At 55.2% G+C, this 16409-nt stretch carries 11 protein-coding genes and 5 pseudogenes; 12 read left to right on the top strand and 4 right to left on the bottom strand.

Annotated features, from left to right (window positions below; all coding sequences use genetic code 11):
- The first annotated feature begins 207 nt into the window (after positions 1-207).
- Positions 208-872, top strand: a pseudogene (locus tag AB4N76_RS28685) (dTMP kinase).
- Between the two features lie 587 nt (positions 873-1459).
- Positions 1460-5348: pseudogene (locus AB4N76_RS28680) on the top strand (YobI family P-loop NTPase).
- 90 nt (positions 5349-5438) lie between these two features.
- Here the strand turns inward: AB4N76_RS28680 and AB4N76_RS28675 are convergent.
- Entirely contained in the window at positions 5439-5909 is a 471-nt protein-coding gene (locus tag AB4N76_RS28675) for a hypothetical protein (protein ID WP_460163870.1), read from the bottom strand.
- Between the two features lie 172 nt (positions 5910-6081).
- Positions 6082-6642, bottom strand: a complete 561-nt coding sequence (locus tag AB4N76_RS28670; protein WP_460163869.1) for a cupin domain-containing protein — start codon at positions 6640-6642, stop codon at positions 6082-6084.
- A gap of 213 nt (positions 6643-6855) precedes the next feature.
- Here AB4N76_RS28670 and AB4N76_RS28665 point away from each other — a divergent pair, with 213 nt between their 5' ends.
- The 7 genes and pseudogenes from AB4N76_RS28665 (at position 6856) to ppk2 (ending at position 13185) form a co-directional block, all read left to right on the top strand.
- Positions 6856-7155 carry a trimeric intracellular cation channel family protein gene (locus tag AB4N76_RS28665; protein ID WP_460163868.1) on the top strand — a complete coding sequence of 100 codons (300 nt, stop codon included), beginning with the start codon at positions 6856-6858 and terminating at the stop codon, positions 7153-7155.
- Positions 7092-7463, top strand: a complete 372-nt coding sequence (locus AB4N76_RS28660) for a trimeric intracellular cation channel family protein (protein WP_460163867.1) — start codon at positions 7092-7094, stop codon at positions 7461-7463. Before AB4N76_RS28665 ends, AB4N76_RS28660 begins: the two co-directional genes overlap by 64 nt.
- A 153-nt stretch (positions 7464-7616) precedes the next feature.
- Positions 7617-8647, top strand: a pseudogene (gene ahr / locus AB4N76_RS28655) (NADPH-dependent aldehyde reductase Ahr).
- 358 nt (positions 8648-9005) lie between these two features.
- Entirely contained in the window at positions 9006-9401 is a 396-nt protein-coding gene (locus tag AB4N76_RS28650) for a DUF3302 domain-containing protein (protein ID WP_460163866.1), read from the top strand.
- A complete protein-coding gene (locus AB4N76_RS28645; RefSeq protein WP_460163865.1) occupies positions 9380-10339 on the top strand; it encodes an HlyD family secretion protein in 960 nt (319 codons plus the stop codon). Before AB4N76_RS28650 ends, AB4N76_RS28645 begins: the two co-directional genes overlap by 22 nt.
- Before the next feature lie 237 nt (positions 10340-10576).
- Complete coding sequence (locus AB4N76_RS28640) at positions 10577-12217, top strand: SulP family inorganic anion transporter (RefSeq protein WP_460163864.1); 1641 nt, start codon at positions 10577-10579, stop codon at positions 12215-12217.
- 148 nt (positions 12218-12365) lie between these two features.
- Positions 12366-13185: pseudogene (gene ppk2, locus AB4N76_RS28635) on the top strand (polyphosphate kinase 2).
- A 22-nt stretch (positions 13186-13207) separates the two neighbouring features.
- Here ppk2 and AB4N76_RS28630 read toward each other — a convergent pair.
- Positions 13208-13561 carry a potassium channel family protein gene (locus AB4N76_RS28630; RefSeq protein WP_046027279.1) on the bottom strand — a complete coding sequence of 118 codons (354 nt, stop codon included), beginning with the start codon at positions 13559-13561 and terminating at the stop codon, positions 13208-13210.
- 112 nt (positions 13562-13673) lie between these two features.
- Here AB4N76_RS28630 and potE point away from each other — a divergent pair.
- The 3 genes and pseudogenes from potE (at position 13674) to AB4N76_RS28615 (ending at position 16200) form a co-directional block, all read left to right on the top strand.
- Positions 13674-15015 (top strand): annotated as a pseudogene (gene potE / locus AB4N76_RS28625) (putrescine-ornithine antiporter).
- Between the two features lie 48 nt (positions 15016-15063).
- Positions 15064-15969 (top strand): amino acid ABC transporter substrate-binding protein, encoded by a 906-nt coding sequence (locus tag AB4N76_RS28620; protein WP_223525322.1) that lies wholly within the window; start codon positions 15064-15066, stop codon positions 15967-15969.
- Positions 15970-16011: 42 nt separating this feature from the next.
- Complete coding sequence (locus AB4N76_RS28615) at positions 16012-16200, top strand: hypothetical protein (protein WP_046027282.1); 189 nt, start codon at positions 16012-16014, stop codon at positions 16198-16200.
- A gap of 21 nt (positions 16201-16221) precedes the next feature.
- Here AB4N76_RS28615 and AB4N76_RS28610 read toward each other — a convergent pair whose 3' ends face one another.
- Positions 16222-16380, bottom strand: a complete 159-nt coding sequence (locus tag AB4N76_RS28610) for a hypothetical protein (RefSeq protein WP_460163863.1) — start codon at positions 16378-16380, stop codon at positions 16222-16224.
- Positions 16381-16409: the final 29 nt, after the last annotated feature.

The following is a 16409-nucleotide window of genomic DNA, read 5'->3' as shown; positions in this document are numbered from 1 at the left end:
ACCCGATACATGATTTAACTTATGGGCGATGACCGGTGTTCATAAGCAACTGTGACTCTTGGTTTTGAGACCCTTGGGTCAGAAACTGGGTTAGAGTGCTCAGCAATGCCTGTTCATAGGGCCTTCCACCCGATTCGGGTAGCCGCGCCAAGCGGTTCCAGCGCACGAGCCGGGCAAAAAAACCGTATATCAATCGATATTTGAAGAATGAATCGTCCGCTGTTTGTTTCTCTAGATGGGCCCAAGGGAGCCGGAAAAACCACACTTTTGGAGGCCGTTACGAAAGTACTGAGGGCGGACAACAAAAAGGTGATCCGACTTTGCGAGAAAAAAGCGATCCCTATCGGCGTGAAACAATGACCCTCGTTAACAAGCTCGTCAGAAATCCCACCCGAGATTTGGAGTTGGAGGTTTGTGAGCGCTTTGCAGATAGCCGTACCTGGATTTCCCAGCACGTTCTGGCTAAACAGCCACAAGACAGCATCATCTTGATCGATCGCTGGTACCCGTCTGATGCCGCGTTTCGCCGGCTAGTCCCGTTTGCAGAAATTCTACAGTTGAACATTGATCGAAACGTGCAAGTGCCAGATCTGCATGTCGGGGTTGTCACCAACCCTGAAATTTCATGGGCAAGGGCAGCGGCACGACGTCGTGGACTGAGTAGTACGGTGATCCATAAGCTGGAAGAACATGTCGCTTGTACCCAGGCGTTCGAGCAAGCGATTGCAGATAACGGCTGGGTTTTATGCCGCAATGAAGGAACGATCGAAGACGCAACGATGCAGGTGGTGTTTGAGATTTATAGAGTCCTTCAATGTCCCATAGGCGAAGTTCGCTGCGCCGGTCTTGTCGCCGCAGCGGTAGCCGGCTGATGCTTTGAACTGGGTGCCTGCCATCGAACGCTGAGCCGAAGCTTCCCGAGGCGGGTCATACATGATCAGACGGTTCGAGCGTCGATTGCTGGAGATGAATACCAAGAGGAAAGCGGACGCTAGGGATACGGACATAATCTAAGATTGAACTTATGGGCGATGTTTGATGTTCATGAGTCGCTCGCGGGCCTACCACTGCTGGCTCAATGTTCCCGAAATGAGTGCGGGTGTTCATCGATTTATGTTCATAGACCTCGTTTCTCTGCACGTCTCTGCCTCTCCGCCCCGACCTCTGGCGACTCAACACGCCTGCACAAATCTGAAGGCCGGTAAAAACGTTTTTCCGTTATGTCTTGGCTTGGAACGTCTTGCCTCGTGAGAACACATCCAGCGAGGTGGTAGGCATGCCTGATCTCGAGAAAAAGCGTTTTAAGGAAGCTACAGCGCGTTCGTCGCATTCCGAGATGGCGGTGCGCTATCATCAATGACAATTGTATAAGTACGTATCGCGTAGACTGCAGGTTTTAAGTATTGAACCATTTTGGGCGGTTCCCCCGGACAGCCTTTCAGCGGCATAGGAGACAGGGATGTTCCGTCGTTTAGCTCAGGTGTTTTCTTCGAAGTGCGAGTACGTCAGCTCGCTCGTGAATCATGCGATGGGACTGTACAAGCGCTACAGAAAAGCTGCCGACAAAGCCGTGGCCGCTGCACGTGAATACTTGGCGGTGCCCAGCGGTAAAAATGTCTTCGAGCCGCTCACGCCTGTACTTTTGGAGGTGGATCGGTCACAGCGTTACGAGAGTGAGCTGCTGAGCGCACTGAGTAACGACCAGATTCGCAATATCGCGATTACTGGGGAGTATGGCGCCGGCAAGAGCAGCGTTATCCGTACGTTTGTCGATCGTCACCCTGAACTCACCTATGCATTTGTATCGCTGGCCGCCTTCGGCAAAGATCTGAACAAGGGCGGGGCAGGGAAGGTGACTTCGTCTGATGCTCCAGTCACGCCCCCTGATTCCAGTTCAAGCACCCCAGATCCAAAAGGTGCAGAGAAAAAACCGATTTGGATATTTTGACGCGCATCGAGGAAACCATCGTTCAGCAACTGCTGTACGCGGTGCCGTCAGATGAACTACCGAAAAGCCGATTGAAGCGAATCATCCAGGCGTCTTCGTCCAGCATCTGGGTGCATACAATTTTCTACGTTCTGATGATCTTAAGCGTACTGAGACTTTACGTTCCAACAGTCGAGAAGCTACCGAAAATCGACCCGGCTTGGTTGGTCGAATGGCTTCTATGGATCCCGGGGTGGTCAGCTGTTTTGGTGCTGGGGGTTGGTGGCATCTACATGTTGTTCTCGGCGTTGAAGCTGCTGTCCCTGTTCAGCATTGACGGCTTCACACTCAAGGGCGGAAAACTGGAAACGACTCACCACGGCTCCGTGTTGCACAAAAATGTTGATGAAATCGTCTACTGCTTTGAACGCAGCAAAATCGACATCGTGGTGATCGAGGATCTCGACAGATTTGGAATTCATGACGTTTTCACGCGGTTGCGGGAAATCAATTTCATCATCAAGCAATCCCCGCAAATCAAACGCCCGGTCTACTTCATCTATGCACTTCGGGATGAGCTGTTCGCCGTCGGTGAGAAAACAAAATTTTTCGACCTGATCATTCCGATAATCCCCGTGGTCAACTCCGAAAACTCTCGCGAGCAAATGTTCAAGATGCTTCGTAAGCGACAGTTCAATGGGGCAGCGCTGGACGTTGGGCTTAATGACTCGTTGGTCGAAACCGTTTGTTACCTCATTGATGATATGCGGTTGATCAAGAATATCGTCAACGAATTCGACATATTTTCCAGCATTCTCGGTGGTGGCTCCGGCCTGAAGTTAGATCCGAACAAGCTGTTTTCAATCATCGCGATTCGTAATCTGCATCCTGCAGAATACGCTGACCTGATAAAACGACGTGGGGCCATTTACGAGACCATTCATGGTTTCAGTGAGTGGCGGTTCCAGCAGTCCAGACAAGCTGAAGATGCCTACCAGGCGTTGCGGGAGATGCGGGAGAAGCGGGTACAGGAAATCGCTGGAAGTGTCGCAGAGCTGCGGGCGTACGTTTGGTTTGAGCTTCAGAAAGCTTCAAATTTGCCAAGCGCAAACTTTGTCCTAGTGCTACAGGGCAACATGTTTACGATGCTCGATTTTGTGACCGATCAGGTTTTTGACGGGATTTTCAATCAATCGACTCGTTTGCAGATGATCCATACCGACGTGCAAAGGCGGGTGTTGCAGACGTCAGAGGTTATAGGCGCTAAGGAATTTCTGGCGTCGACGTCATACCAGAAAAAGGTATGACCTGCTCCAGCGAGCGCTTGTTGATATTGATGATGAAATGGCCGAACACCAAATCGAGGCAAGCCGAATTAATCACCAAACCTTCCGGGCCGCTGCCAAAAAAACCTACGGCGATGTCATCACCCAAAAACTGAACGGCTTGGACGTTGTCATTTACCTGATGCGTCACGAATACTTCGATACCGATTACACGGACTACTTCGGCTACTTCTACGCAGGATCCCTCACATCCGAAGACAAAAACCTGATCCTTGAGCTGAGACGTGGTGTCTCCGTGGACATCGCGACTGTGATCAGTGCCCCGAAAAAGGCCGCCGAAAAGCTGGATACTGATGATTTGAGCGATGGCCGGGGCATCATTGTCACACTGATCGAGTACCTTTCTAGCTGTCCATACAACGATTCCGGCATGGGCCATGAGCGCAGTAAGCTCGCGACTATTCTTGGGAGTGGGCTTGATGGGCACCTGGACAGAATGGCGCAAGCGACCGAAATTTTGATATCGACCGCGGCATCGCAAAAGTTCATCCAGGCTGTTTATGTTCTGGAGCCTGGATTGTTCCAGGCGTTGTTGAACGCTGAGCGATTCGAGCCAGCAGTGCTGAGGCAAGCACTGATCAGCGCAGTTATGGATGGATTGGAGGTTGCCCAGCTCACTCAAGTAAACTCTATGTCGGGCAAGGGTATCTATGATGCCATTGCGAGTCTCGAAGACGTGTCGCGCTTGATGCCTGGACTCGAAGCAGGAGGTAAAGGCTGGCCTTGGCTGAAACAGCTACCGATGCGCTTCTCAGCGCTAAATGACAGCATTCTCCTGGACGACCTCAAGAAGCTAATCGAATGGGGTTGTGTTGAGGTAAACCTGAACATGCTCACGCTGATTTGCCAAAAGCCGAACCCGTTCATGCAAGCAAATCTGATCACAGTGTAAGCAACATTTCCTATCGTCGACTGCAGGCCCTTGATATTGATGGCCTGAATGAACTCCTGCTTGAGGCCGCGGAGGAGTTTGCAAACACGCTTTTAGCCCAGGTTGGCACGCTGGACGAGTCCGCGACCTCCTTTACAGAACTGCTATGGGCCATCCTTGAAGAGTTGGACGATTCAGATGCCGTGGATCAATTGTTTGATCGAACGACATGCACCTTCGAGCGGCTTGAAGACACGACCCCATCGTTGTGGGCGAAAGTGCTACTGTCTGATCGAGTGAAATTGAAAGCCGTTACGGTGTGGACGTTCTTCAAAGACATACTCGTACCTGCTTTGGGGCATAAAGGTTGCGAAACCTTGGATATGGAGGCCTTCGCAGGCTTCATCCAGCGTCATGTAAAGGAGATAAAAGAGGAACTCTGGGACTTCAACCCCTCTCTGCATCAAGAGCTACAGAGATACCTAATCGCGCCAACAGGGTTATCTAACGAAACACTTGAATTGCTCTTTACGAACGTCGTCTTGAGCGATCCCGGGATTCTTAAGGAACTGCGAGCCAGGGAGCGTTGGGAGATGCTCGCAAACGCGCCGTTTCTGGCGTACAGCCCTGAAATCCGCGAGAGCATCAGGACATTCAGTGCCGATCTGGAAGCCCCGTATCTCGCAGCACATTGGGTACAGGCGCGCGACCAGATTGATCTGTCTCAAATATCGATCGAAATGGCGTTGCCACTCAGCCAAAGCGGTGCGCTTGAGCTGAATGAAAAAATCCAGATGTGGACGGCGTTACCGATTGAGTCCTTCGACACCAACAACGAGGCCGTCAAAGAGGTGGCTGAAACCTGCCGCGTCGCTAATCGACACTCGACAAGCTTTCCGCCGGCGTTCATCCCCGCGCTCAAGAAGTTCGCAGGTGGGGAGGGGGCTTACTTCAGCTCAGCGCTCTGAAGTACTGATCCAATGCTTGCCATCGTTCAGTTGGGCAGAGGCAGCCTCCGTCCTTGGCATGCTTAGCGAGGGCGGCTTCACAAAGCTTTCACCCCATGTCAAAAAAAATTGAAGTGCCATACAGCGATCTCAACATGAGGGTGATCAATGCTCTTCATACGAGAGGTTTCGTGCAGACCGTGACGCAGAAGGGAGATCTCATCGGCGCCACCGCTAAGCCGAAAGGAATGGTGTGATCAATAAAAACGACGGCTGCCATCATGGCGCGGCGTTCGGGATCAGGTCTGCAATAGACGCCTTGAAAAGTTATAACTGATGAAGCGCTCTCACCATAGGCTGCTAAGGCGTTGGGCGCATGCCGAGAAGATCTCGTAGGCAGGCACAGGGAAGGCGAGGTATACGCTGCCTAAAAGAGTGAGCATTGCTGACAGCGCAACTGCTCCCGATGAGCTCCCCAACACCTTCGGGAGAGTCACCGTTTCGTGATGCCGAATCTTAGCCAAGCCGGCTTGACGGCCGCTTTGGAGCCAAATGGCGTAACCGTCCAGTAAAGCCAGGATCGATTCGAAGTAGCAGGCCAAGATGGCGTCATCAATATTGAGGTCACGGCTTTTGGCATAGCTATAGAAAGCCAGGATCGCACGCAGATGTGCCACAGCAGTGTTGTAAGCGCGGTACCTTAGCTTGAGTTGAACGTAGATGAACGGGACAAGCATGGGCAACGGAGCCGCATCTCCGGTCTGCACGAGCAACGGTACACGCTGACCAGATGAGTAACGGCACTGAATAAGCTTCATCGGCAGCCACCTCATTCAAGGACTCGCCATGAACACTGAGTACATGGCCCGTTCAGAAAGTGGATGCCAGAAGCGGATTTGTCGAATCAGTCCCTTACGAGGTTCATGAACATTATTAACATTGCACCTTATTTAACATAATATACATTACACGTAACAACGTATTTCAGAATTAGCCTCGTTGCCCACAGATTTTGCAGCGCCAATTCACCTCCAGCCATTCATCCGTGCGTGAGCCTTCTATCAACATCGAATGCTCGGCAAACTGTTCGCTGAGCTTTTGCCGATCACCCATTTCCATATCCGCAAAATCAAACCCTGGCGACACCGCTTCGCTGATCAGACCAAATCCCGCCAATCCGTCCGTAAGCCGCGAAGCTTTCCAAACGCCGCCCGGTACAGTCAATTGCAAACATTCTCCCGCGATGACATCGCTGCCCATCGTGACGGTTGTCAGAGTGCCGTCCGGAAAAATGAGCGTGTACTCAATGGCATCGCCCAGATGGTAGTAATGAACAATGTCGGACTGATTCAGGTGGAAATGGCCAACCGGGGAATCTCTCGTTAACAGGTAATAAATGGACGTCATCCGGTAACGCTGGCCATCGGTTGTTGTGACGAGACTCTGATCATCGGATTGATAGGTTCTGCGGTAGTAGCCTCCCCCTTCTACATGAGGCTCCAGATCGAGCGCCGCGATGACTTCATTGATGCTGGGTGATTTTCGAGTCATGCTGGTAACTCTCCTCACTACATTTCGATAGATAACAACATAATCGCGTACGTTAGCTACATAACTCGACTAAATGGCTCTTTAGCTGAGCTAACAGAAAAATCTCTGTCATCCCGGTTTCAGTCGTGGCGCTTATCCAGGCTCGAAAATGCGCAAACCCACTAGACTATCGCCATAGCTCACCTGATGGGCAACCTGAGAACGGAGTAACGGATGCTTTATTTTCAGCAAATGTTGGGCACTGCCGTGTTCGCCATTACCGGGTTGCTGGCTATCCAAAGAGTCGGTGTCGATCTGTTCGGAGCCGTGGTTTTGGGGATCATCACCGCTATTGGTGGTGGCACCCTTCGAGACCTGTTGCTCGATCAACCGATTTTCTGGTTTGCAGACTTCAACTACATCTGGGTCGCATTGGTTACCTCACTGGTGGCTTTTTTCTCATCAATAGATTGCATAAACGCTATCAGCTGCTGCTGTATCTCGATGGTTTTGCGGCCGCGCTGTTCGCAATAGTTGCCACTGAAAAAGTGCTGTCTTTGCAGCTCGCGGCACCTTTGGCAGTAATGATGGGCTTGCTGACCAGCATTGGCGGCGGCATCGCCCGTGATGTGCTGGCTGGCAGGGCTTCGTTGTTAATGTCACGCGAGATATACGCCACGCCAATCCTGCTGGGGTGCATCCTGTACGTCTTGCTGCGCGATACATTCCCCACGATTCAAATCGCCGGCTGGATCGCCTTGATATTCACCTCAGGGTTCAGGTTTCTCGTCATTTACTACGGGCTCCAGATGCCTGCTTTTTTCTCTACCAAACAGGGATAAGCCGGGCCGATAGCGGTGTAGACACCTCGGTTGCAGCCCCCTGCCCCACGCGTCTGCCCCACCCATCGCTAACCGGGACAACGCCAAACGACCCGCTACACTTGCCTGTCGACGCCGCGCCTCCCGAGCGGCCTCCTGATCTGGAGGTATCCCATGAGTGACAGCACTGAACTCACGACATTCACCGGCTGGGCCGCAACGACAGCAGGCGCTCCACTGGAACGCTATAGCTATGATCCCGGCCCACTGGGAAGCGATGAGGTAGAAGTCGCCGTGGAGTATTGCGGCGTCTGCCATTCCGACCAGTCGATGATCGATAACGAATGGGGTATCAGCCACTACCCGTTTATCCCCGGTCACGAGGTGGTCGGCCGTATTGTTCGCATGGGCCCACAGGTACGCGGCCTCGAAATGGGACAACGGGTGGGCATTGGCTGGTTCAAGGGCAGTTGCATGCATTGTTCTTCGTGCATCGAAGGCTCTCACCAGCTCTGCAACACGGCCAAACCGACCATCATCGGCAGCAACGGAGGCTTCGCCGACCGCCTGCGGTCACACTGGGCTGGGCTCTGCCGATTCCGGACGCGCTCGACCTGGCCAAGGCCGGTCCATTGTTCTGCGCCGGCTCGACGGTGTTCAACCCGCTGGTGGAGTTTGGCGTCAAGCCCACTGACCGGGTCGGTGTGGTCGGGATCGGGGGCCTTGGTCACCTGGCCTTGCGCTTTCTTAATGCCTGGGGCTGCGAGGTCACGGCTTTTACCTCATCGCTGAGCAAGCAGGATGGAAGCCAAGCGCCTTGTGCGCACAACGTCATTGCCTCTACCGACAGCAATGCCCTGAGATCCATTGCCGGGACCCTGGATTTTCTCCTGGTCAGTGCCAGCGCCGACCTCGATTGGGCGGCCATGCTCGCCACCTTGCGGGGTAAAGGTCGCCTGCATTTTGTGGGCATAGTGCCCAGCGCCATTCCAGTGCATGTGTTCGACCTGATTCCCAGGCAAAAGAGCCTGTCAGGCTCGCCGGTCGGTTCGCCCAGCAACACCGCGACCATGCTGGAGTTCTGCGCGCGTCATCAGATCCTGCCGCAGGTCGAGGTGTTTGCGATGAGCCAGGTCAACGAGGCCATCGACCATCTGCGCAGTGGCCAGGCGCGTTACCGCGTCGTGCTGGATGCCAGTAAATGACAATCACTATCGGTCGCATAAAACGACCTAGAACACCGCAACGATTAAGAAGATCCTTTCAATAGCTCGCCTGCAGGCTCTGTCATTGGCCATGTGCCAAGGCAAGCCTGCATTCGCGGACAATTGAATTGCCGGAGTTGTTATGGTTTTTTTGAACTGATTCCTTTTACGGTGCGTGTGCGTGCCGTCGCGGATGCATTGCGACGCATCGACAAGCCCATCCAACCGCGCGCCAAACAATACTTGCCGGTGCACGCAGCGCTTCTTTATGTACTTTCAGTTTTCAGGACTGCCCGCACTCATAAAATCCGTGACTACACTGAGCCCAATACATTGCTCGTGCCCGGAGGCGTCCGTCATGCTTGATTATTTCGCATTAGGCCTGTTGTTTTTTGTCGGGTTTGTCTTGTTTTACGGGGTCATCGCACTGCACGACATTCCTTACGAAATCGCCGTGCACCGAAATCACCCGCACCAGGATGCGATCCATGCAACCGGTTGGGTCAGCCTGTTCACCCTGCATGCCCTTTGGCCATTTCTGTGGATCTGGGCGATGGCGTACCGGGAGGATCGGGGCTGGGGATTTGGTGATGGCAAGTCGACGCAGGTTCATGTCGTTCGTCTGGAGGAACAGGTTGCTGCCCTGAACAATCGGATTGAGCAACTGGAAGCGGCGACACGTACTGCGGGCACATCCCGGCGTCGGACAATCGCGGTGAGGGAATCTAAGCCATGGATCTATTGCTCGTTTTGACCTATGCGGCCATCTGCGTGGCCATTTTCAAGATTTTCCGCATACCGCTGAACAAATGGACGGTCCCTACCGCAGTACTTGGCGGGATCCTGCTGGTTGGCGCATTGATTTTCACGATGAACTACAACCACCCCTACTCCGAGGTGGCGCGCTCGTACTTCGTTTCGGTTCCAGTGATTCCGGTAGTCACTGGCCAGGTGATCGAGGTACCCGTCAAAGGTAATGAACCTCTGGAAAAAGGTGATGTGCTGTTTCGAATCGACCTCGCCCCGTTCGAATACCGGGTCAAGTCCATCAAAGCACAGTTGCTCGCGGCAAAAGCTGATCGTGCTCGAATCACTGAGTTGATCAAGCGTAACTTCGCCACTCAACGTGAACTGGACATCGTTGTTGCTCGCTCCGACGATTTAGACGCACAACTGTCTATTGCGCAGTATGAACTGGACAACACTGTCGTTCGGGCCCCCAGCAAAGGCTTCGTGACCCATGTTTCCTTGCGCACGGGCATGATGGCCACCAAGTTCCCCTTGCGCCCTTCAATGATATTCATCCCCGAAGAAGGGCATTACTTTTCAGCATGGATGCGTCAGAACAGCCTGTTGCGCTTGTCAGTCGGCGATGAAGCGGAAGTAGCCTTCGACGGCATTCCCGGCAAAGTGTTCGAGGGGCGGGTTCAGAGCGTTATCTCCGTCATTGCAGAAGGACAAGTACAACCCTCTGGAACGCTGGTCAGCTTTACCGGCTCACCGCCAGCAGGTCGGGTACCGGTCATTATCGAAATAACCGACCCCGACTATGCTCAATACAGCAAACAAGTACCTGGCGGTGCCTATGGGCAGGCGGCGCTTTACAGCACGCACTTTCACCATGTCGCGGTGATGCGCAAAATTCTGCTGCGCATGGCTGCCTGGATGAACTACATCTTCCCATTCCATTGAGGAATTGGTGACGCCCTCTTTCAACAGGCGGCGTCACCCTCCTCCGTCTACCCCCGCACCGACAAGCTTTTTAGTTTCAGTGACTGCACGCCACTGTTTGGCCGGCGCGTGGGCGACTGAATCCGGATTTACCACTGCTTGAATTGAATGACCGTTGGAGCACTTCATGATTCAGCAACGTAGCGATCAGGATGATCGGCTTTCAGGATCCCCTTTCGGCGGGCCGCGAGCGCCCTGTTGCCGGAATGGGTTGGCAACTATCGGCCGGCCTGGTTCAAGGGTGATGTCATCGCCGGGCTGACCGCCGCGGCCGTGGTTATTCCCAAGGCCCTGGCGTACGCCACCATTGCAGGCCTGCCCGTGCAGGTCGGCCTCTATACCGTGCTGGTACCGATGGCGATCTATGCCGTACTCGGCAGTTCTCGGCCACTCAGCGTCAGTACCACCACAACCCTTGCCATCTTGGTCGCCTCCGCACTAGGGCATATCAGCCCTTCCGGCGATACCGCCACGCTGGTGGTTGCCTCCGCCACCCTGGCCCTGATGGTCGGCGCCATATTGGTCCTGGCGGGGATGTTGCGCCTGGGTTTTGTAGCCAATTTCATTTCCGACCCGGTGCTGGTGGGTTTCAAGGCGGGCATCGGGATTGTCATCGTGCTCGACCAGTTGCCCAAGCTGCTGGGCATCCACATCGAAAAAGCCGGCTTTTTGCGCAACGTACTCGCCACCTTTCAGGGGCTGGGGCACGCCTCTTTGCCGACAGCGGCAGTCGGTGTGTTCATGGTGCTGATCCTGATAGGCATGAAGCACTTTACCCCACGCTTGCCGGCGCCCCTGATTGCGGTCGCGCTCGGAATCGCCGGCATGAGCCTGCTGAACCTGGAGCATTTTGGTGTGTCGGCAGTCGGTGTGGTGCCGATCGGGTTACCGGCATTGACACTGCCCGATTGGTCGATGGTGTCCGACCTCTGGCCTTCGGCGATGGGGATTGCACTCATGAGCTTTACCGAGACCATCGCGGCAGGCCGCGCATTTGCGCGCAGTGACGAGCCCGCCTTGCAACCCAATCGAGAACTGGTAGCGACAGGTTTTGCCAACGTCGGTGGCGCGTTTCTCGGAGCGATGGCCGCCGGCGGAGGAACCACCCAAACAGCCGTCAACCGCCTCGCCGGTGCGCAATCACAACTGGCGGGCCTGATCACTGCCGGGCTGGCATTGGGGACGTGCCTGCTGCTCGCACCCTTCATTGGTTTGATGCCCAATGCCACGCTCGCCGCCGTTGTGATTGTGTATTCGATAGGCCTGATCCAGCCTTCGGAATTTCGCGACATTCTTTCGATACGCCGCACAGAATTCATCTGGGCGATTGTGGCAATGGTCGGGGTCATGTTACTCGGCACGCTGCAGGGTATCGTCGTGGCGATCATCGTTTCGTTGCTGGCGCTGGCCTATCAGCTCTCGGACCCGCCCGTACACATACTGGGGCGTAAACCCGGCACCAACATCTATCGCCCGTCATCCGCCGAGACCGAAGACGATGAACATTTTGAGGGGTTGCTGCTGCTGCGGCCTGAAGGTCGCCTCTTCTTTGCCAACGCCGAACGTCTCGGTTCGAAAATTCGCTCGTTGATCGCAGAGGCAGCGCCCAGCGTCGTGATTCTCGATCTGCGCAGCGTTTTCGACCTGGAATACACCGCCTTGAAAATGCTCACGTCAGCCGAACAGCGCTTGCGAGAAAGAGGCATCTCGTTGTGGCTGGTGGGCATGAGCCCAAGCGTATCCACGATGGTTGTCCATGCTCCGCTGGGCCAGGCATTGGGCGACTCACGGGTGTTCCTGAATCTGGAGCAGGCCGTTGCGCATTATCAGAAACAGTAATTGCACGCCTGCCCGCAGGCGTGCCTTGCATCAACGGTGTCCTTGAGAAATTGAACTACCCTTTACTCCCAAACCGTACCGGTTTAGCCGTGTATTGGCCGCCGGTGCCTAGCCGTATTCATGTGCATAAAGAGGTTGAAGTATTGCGATGAAAAAACAAAATCTTAAAGTAACCGACTCCGCAGATAAAGAAGCCGCCGGGCTGAGCCGCAAAGACTACGAGGCACAGCTGAAGACTCTGCATGTCGAACTGGTCAAATTGCAGCAGTGGGTCGTCGCCACCGGGGCCAAGGTCGTGGTGGTTTTCGAAGGTCGTGACGGCGCCGGCAAGGGCGGCACGATCAAGGCGCTGACCGAACGTGTCAGCCCTCGGGTGTTTCGTGTCGTGGCGTTGCCAGCACCGAACGAACGAGAAAAAAAGCCAGATGTACCTGCAGCGCTACATGCCGCACTTCCCGGCGGCAGGTGAAGTCGTGATCTTCGACCGCAGTTGGTACAACCGTGCGGGCGTGGAGCGGGTCATGGGTTTTTGCGACAAAAAGCAGGTGTCTGACTTTTTTGTGCTCGCGCCCATGTTCGAACGCCTGCTGGTCAATTCCGGCGTCCTGCTCTTCAAGTATTGGCTGGAAGTCAGCCCTGATGAGCAGTCCCGTCGACTCAAGGAGCGCATCACCGACGGCCGCAAAATCTGGAAGCTATCGCCGATGGACATCAAGTCCTACAACCGCTGGGACGACTACACCCGGGCACGTGACGAGATGTTCGAGGCCACCGACACCGAGTGGGCGCCTTGGCATGTTGCTCGTTCGGAAGACAAAAAATCGGTACGGCTGAACCTGCTGACTCACTTGCTGAAAAACATCCCGTACAAAAAAATCAAGCAAGAGAAAGTCACGCTGCCGAAACGCAAAATCGGCAGCTACAAGCCGATCAATTATCAATTCAAGTACATCGCAGAACCGTTCTGACGGTTCTGCGCGATGTGGCAGCCTACTCCCTGGATTGAGGTTCGGATTGGGCTGCCTCAGCCGTTGCTTCAATGGCCCGGATACTCACCGCCGCAAATATCGCCGTCATCAAAACGCCGTGGAAACCCAGCACGATGGCAAGGACACGCGAGCTCGCGAGTTTGGGGGCCAGGTCACCGTAGCCGATGGTCAGGCCGGTCACAAAGGCAAAGTAGATGCCGTCAAACGCCCCCCATCCTTCCAGGTGGCTGATGACCAGACCGAGCACTATGATCATCGTCAGCAGTATGGAAAAAATCGGCCAGACAACACGGAAGTAAAACCACACAGCTTTGTAGAACTCTCGACGAACATGCTTGGCATGACTGATGTTCATGTAATGGCTCCAGAGGTTTAACGGATTTAAAAGCGTGGCGTACCGACACCCAACAGCTTGGCACAAGCGCCAGACTTCGGGGCATTGCGTGGTGTGAAGAAAGGAGTTTTCGATGGCCGACTCAAGCAAAAAAATGAGCCTTGTGGGGCTCACCACGTTGGTGATGGTCAACATGATGGGTTCGGGCATCATCATGCTGCCCACGAGCATGGCGCAACTGGGGGGCCATTTCATTGCTGTCATGGATCGTCACGGCAGTCGGGTCCATGGCCATTGCTTACTGCTTTTCCCAATGCGGCATTTACTGTCAGCGCCCGGGCGGGTTGTCCGCGTACACCGAAGAAGCGCATGGCAAGTCAGGGTTCTTCCTCTGTTCGTATCTGTATTTTCTTTCATTGGCCATTGCCAACGTCGCCGTCGCCATTTCCGCCGTGGGTTACATGACCTCATTCTTGCCTTGGCTGGGCAGCGGCGCGATTCCCCTGTTCATCGGCACCGTGGGCTTGCTGTGGCTGACCACTTTCGCCAATTTCGGTGGCCCCGGCATCACCGGCAAGATCGGTGCGATTACCGTATGGGGGGTGATCATTCCAGTGGCGGGCTTGAGCATCATCGGCTGGTTCTGGTTCAAGCCAGAGGTACTGATTGCCGCCTGGAACCCGAACAATCTGTCCAACGCCGAGGCGATCAGCAGTGCGATTCCGTTGACCCTGTGGGCGTTTCTGGGCATGGAATCCGCGGCGCAGGCCTCCGATGCGGTGGAAAATCCCAAGCGTAACGTGCCGCTGGCCTGTCTGTTTGGCACGCTGGGCGCTGCGGTGGTCTACGTGCTGTCGACGACCGTCATCCAGGGCATCATCCCCAACGCCGAACTCGCCAACTCTTCGGCGCCCTTCGCGCTGGTCTACGCGCAGATGTTCAACCCCACGGTCGGCAACATCATCATGGCGCTGGCGGTGATGGCGTGTGTTGGCTCGCTGCTGGGCTGGCAGTTCACCCTGGCCCAAACGGCGAAAATGACCGCCGACCAAGGAATGTTCCCGAAACTGTTCAGCAAGCTCAACGCCCACAATGCGCCCCTCCTGGGCATGCTGGCGTGTGGTGTGTTGCAGACGCTGATGGCCTTGTCGACCATTTCACCCAATGCCGCCGCGCAGTTCGGCAAACTGGTCAATCTTGCCGCCGTGACCAACCTGATTCCCTACGTGACGGCGCTGACCGGATTGCTGGTCATGATGTACAAGGCGCGGGTTTCGCCTGCGGTCTACATGCGCAATACGCCCGTGCTGCTGATCGCGGTCGCCTATTCGTTGTACGCCCTGCACTCATGTGGCAAGGACGCCGTGTTCGGCGGCGCGCTGGTCCTGGTGTTTGGATATCCGCTTTATGGCGTGCTTGCCAAGCGCTTTGCCAGGCTGTCCGCATCCGCTCAAACCGGGGTCGATAATCCTTAGTCCTGATTTTCTGCACGGAACTGACATCTGAACACGGGGAATCGGGACATGAACGTACAACGAATCAAAACCACAGCACTGCGGTTCGCCTGCCTGCTGATGCTCGTGCCGCCACTGGCCGGTGCCAACACCCTGGAGCGCGTACGTTCAAGCAATACGTTAACCCTCGGCTATCTGCCCGACTTCGCCCCTTTCAGCGTTAAGGTGGGCGACAAGGCCCAGGGGTATGCCATCGAGCTTTGCGACAAGATCGCCAACAAGGTCAAGGCTGAACTGGGTTTGCCCGAATTGCAGGTGCGCTACCTACCCGTCACCGTCGCCGACGAGACCAGTGCCGTCAGCTCGGGCAATGTCGATATCCTCTGCACGCCCACACCACCCACACTTGAGCGCCGCAAAACGGTCAGTTATTCGGTGCCGATCTACACAGCAGGCCTCTCGGCGGTGGTGCATCAGGATGCACCGGCGACGCTGCTGGAGGTGCTCGACGGTCGGGTCGCGCATACCGGGCCGACCTGGCGAGCCACCGTCAACCGTGGCCTGGCCAACCAGACCTACGTCACCCTGGCGGGAGGCGTCACCGAGGCGTGGATTCGTCAGCAGATGCGCATGCTCGGCGTGGTCGCCAAATTGATCACGGTCGACTCCGCCGCTGCGGGCCTCGAATTGATTGCCGAAGGCAAGGCCGATGCGATGTTCTCCGAACGGATGATGCTTAAGAACCTCATCGACAACCAATACCCCACTGGCAATCTGGTCCTGCTGGAACGCATTTTCGAGTACGCCCCGACGGCCATGACCGTGGAGCGTGGCGATGAGGACTTCCGCCTGCTGGTCGATACCACGCTGAGCGAAATGTACCGATCCGGGGAGATTGAACAGGCGTACGATAAGCACTTGGGAGGCGCCAGCGACACGCACAGAAAGTTGTTCAAGATCTATGCCCTGCCCTAGCGCCCGGCAATACATACGGTCTCATGTTATTGGAGAACGGCTGTGATCAAGCACTTCATCCCTCCTGTCATGGTCGCCCTCCTCATCGCGATCAGTGGCGCCTCCTGCCATGACCATGAAAAAGACGACACCGTAAACGCGGAGCAACATCCGCCGTTTACCGATGGCAACGGCAAGTACATCCCGCGCGAGCAACTCCAGCCCTCGACGATGCCTCGGCCTCGAATGTAAAAGGGCTACCGCCCATCCAAATTAATGCCAACTGGCCATCAGGGGCAACTCTTCGTCGCGCTCAATAATCCGCCCCGCTCGCACCACGCGTTTCACGCTCAGTGATTCATGTGATCGTTTAACGTCCACGATGCGCAGACCATTGGCCGGGGTGTTCGCCGCCACTTGATGGGTCCGCACGACAATCCTGCCAACTCCCTTTCAGACGG

It is taken from the genome of Pseudomonas sp. S2_F03 (genome assembly GCF_054668335.1).
This window is presented reverse-complemented; position numbering and strand designations above follow the sequence as displayed.

Bases quoted from the DNA above. Each gene is read 5' to 3' on its own strand.
- AB4N76_RS28675 (WP_460163870.1), bottom strand. From the start codon at position 5,909: ATGAAGCTTATTCAGTGCCGTTACTCATCTGGTCAGCGTGTACCGTTG.
- AB4N76_RS28670 (WP_460163869.1), bottom strand. From the start codon at position 6,642: ATGACTCGAAAATCACCCAGCATCAATGAAGTCATCGCGGCGCTCGAT.
- AB4N76_RS28665 (WP_460163868.1), top strand. From the start codon at position 6,856: ATGCTTTATTTTCAGCAAATGTTGGGCACTGCCGTGTTCGCCATTACC.
- AB4N76_RS28650 (WP_460163866.1), top strand. From the start codon at position 9,006: ATGCTTGATTATTTCGCATTAGGCCTGTTGTTTTTTGTCGGGTTTGTC.
- AB4N76_RS28645 (WP_460163865.1), top strand. From the start codon at position 9,380: ATGGATCTATTGCTCGTTTTGACCTATGCGGCCATCTGCGTGGCCATT.
- AB4N76_RS28630 (WP_046027279.1), bottom strand. From the start codon at position 13,561: ATGAACATCAGTCATGCCAAGCATGTTCGTCGAGAGTTCTACAAAGCT.
- AB4N76_RS28620 (WP_223525322.1), top strand. From the start codon at position 15,064: ATGAACGTACAACGAATCAAAACCACAGCACTGCGGTTCGCCTGCCTG.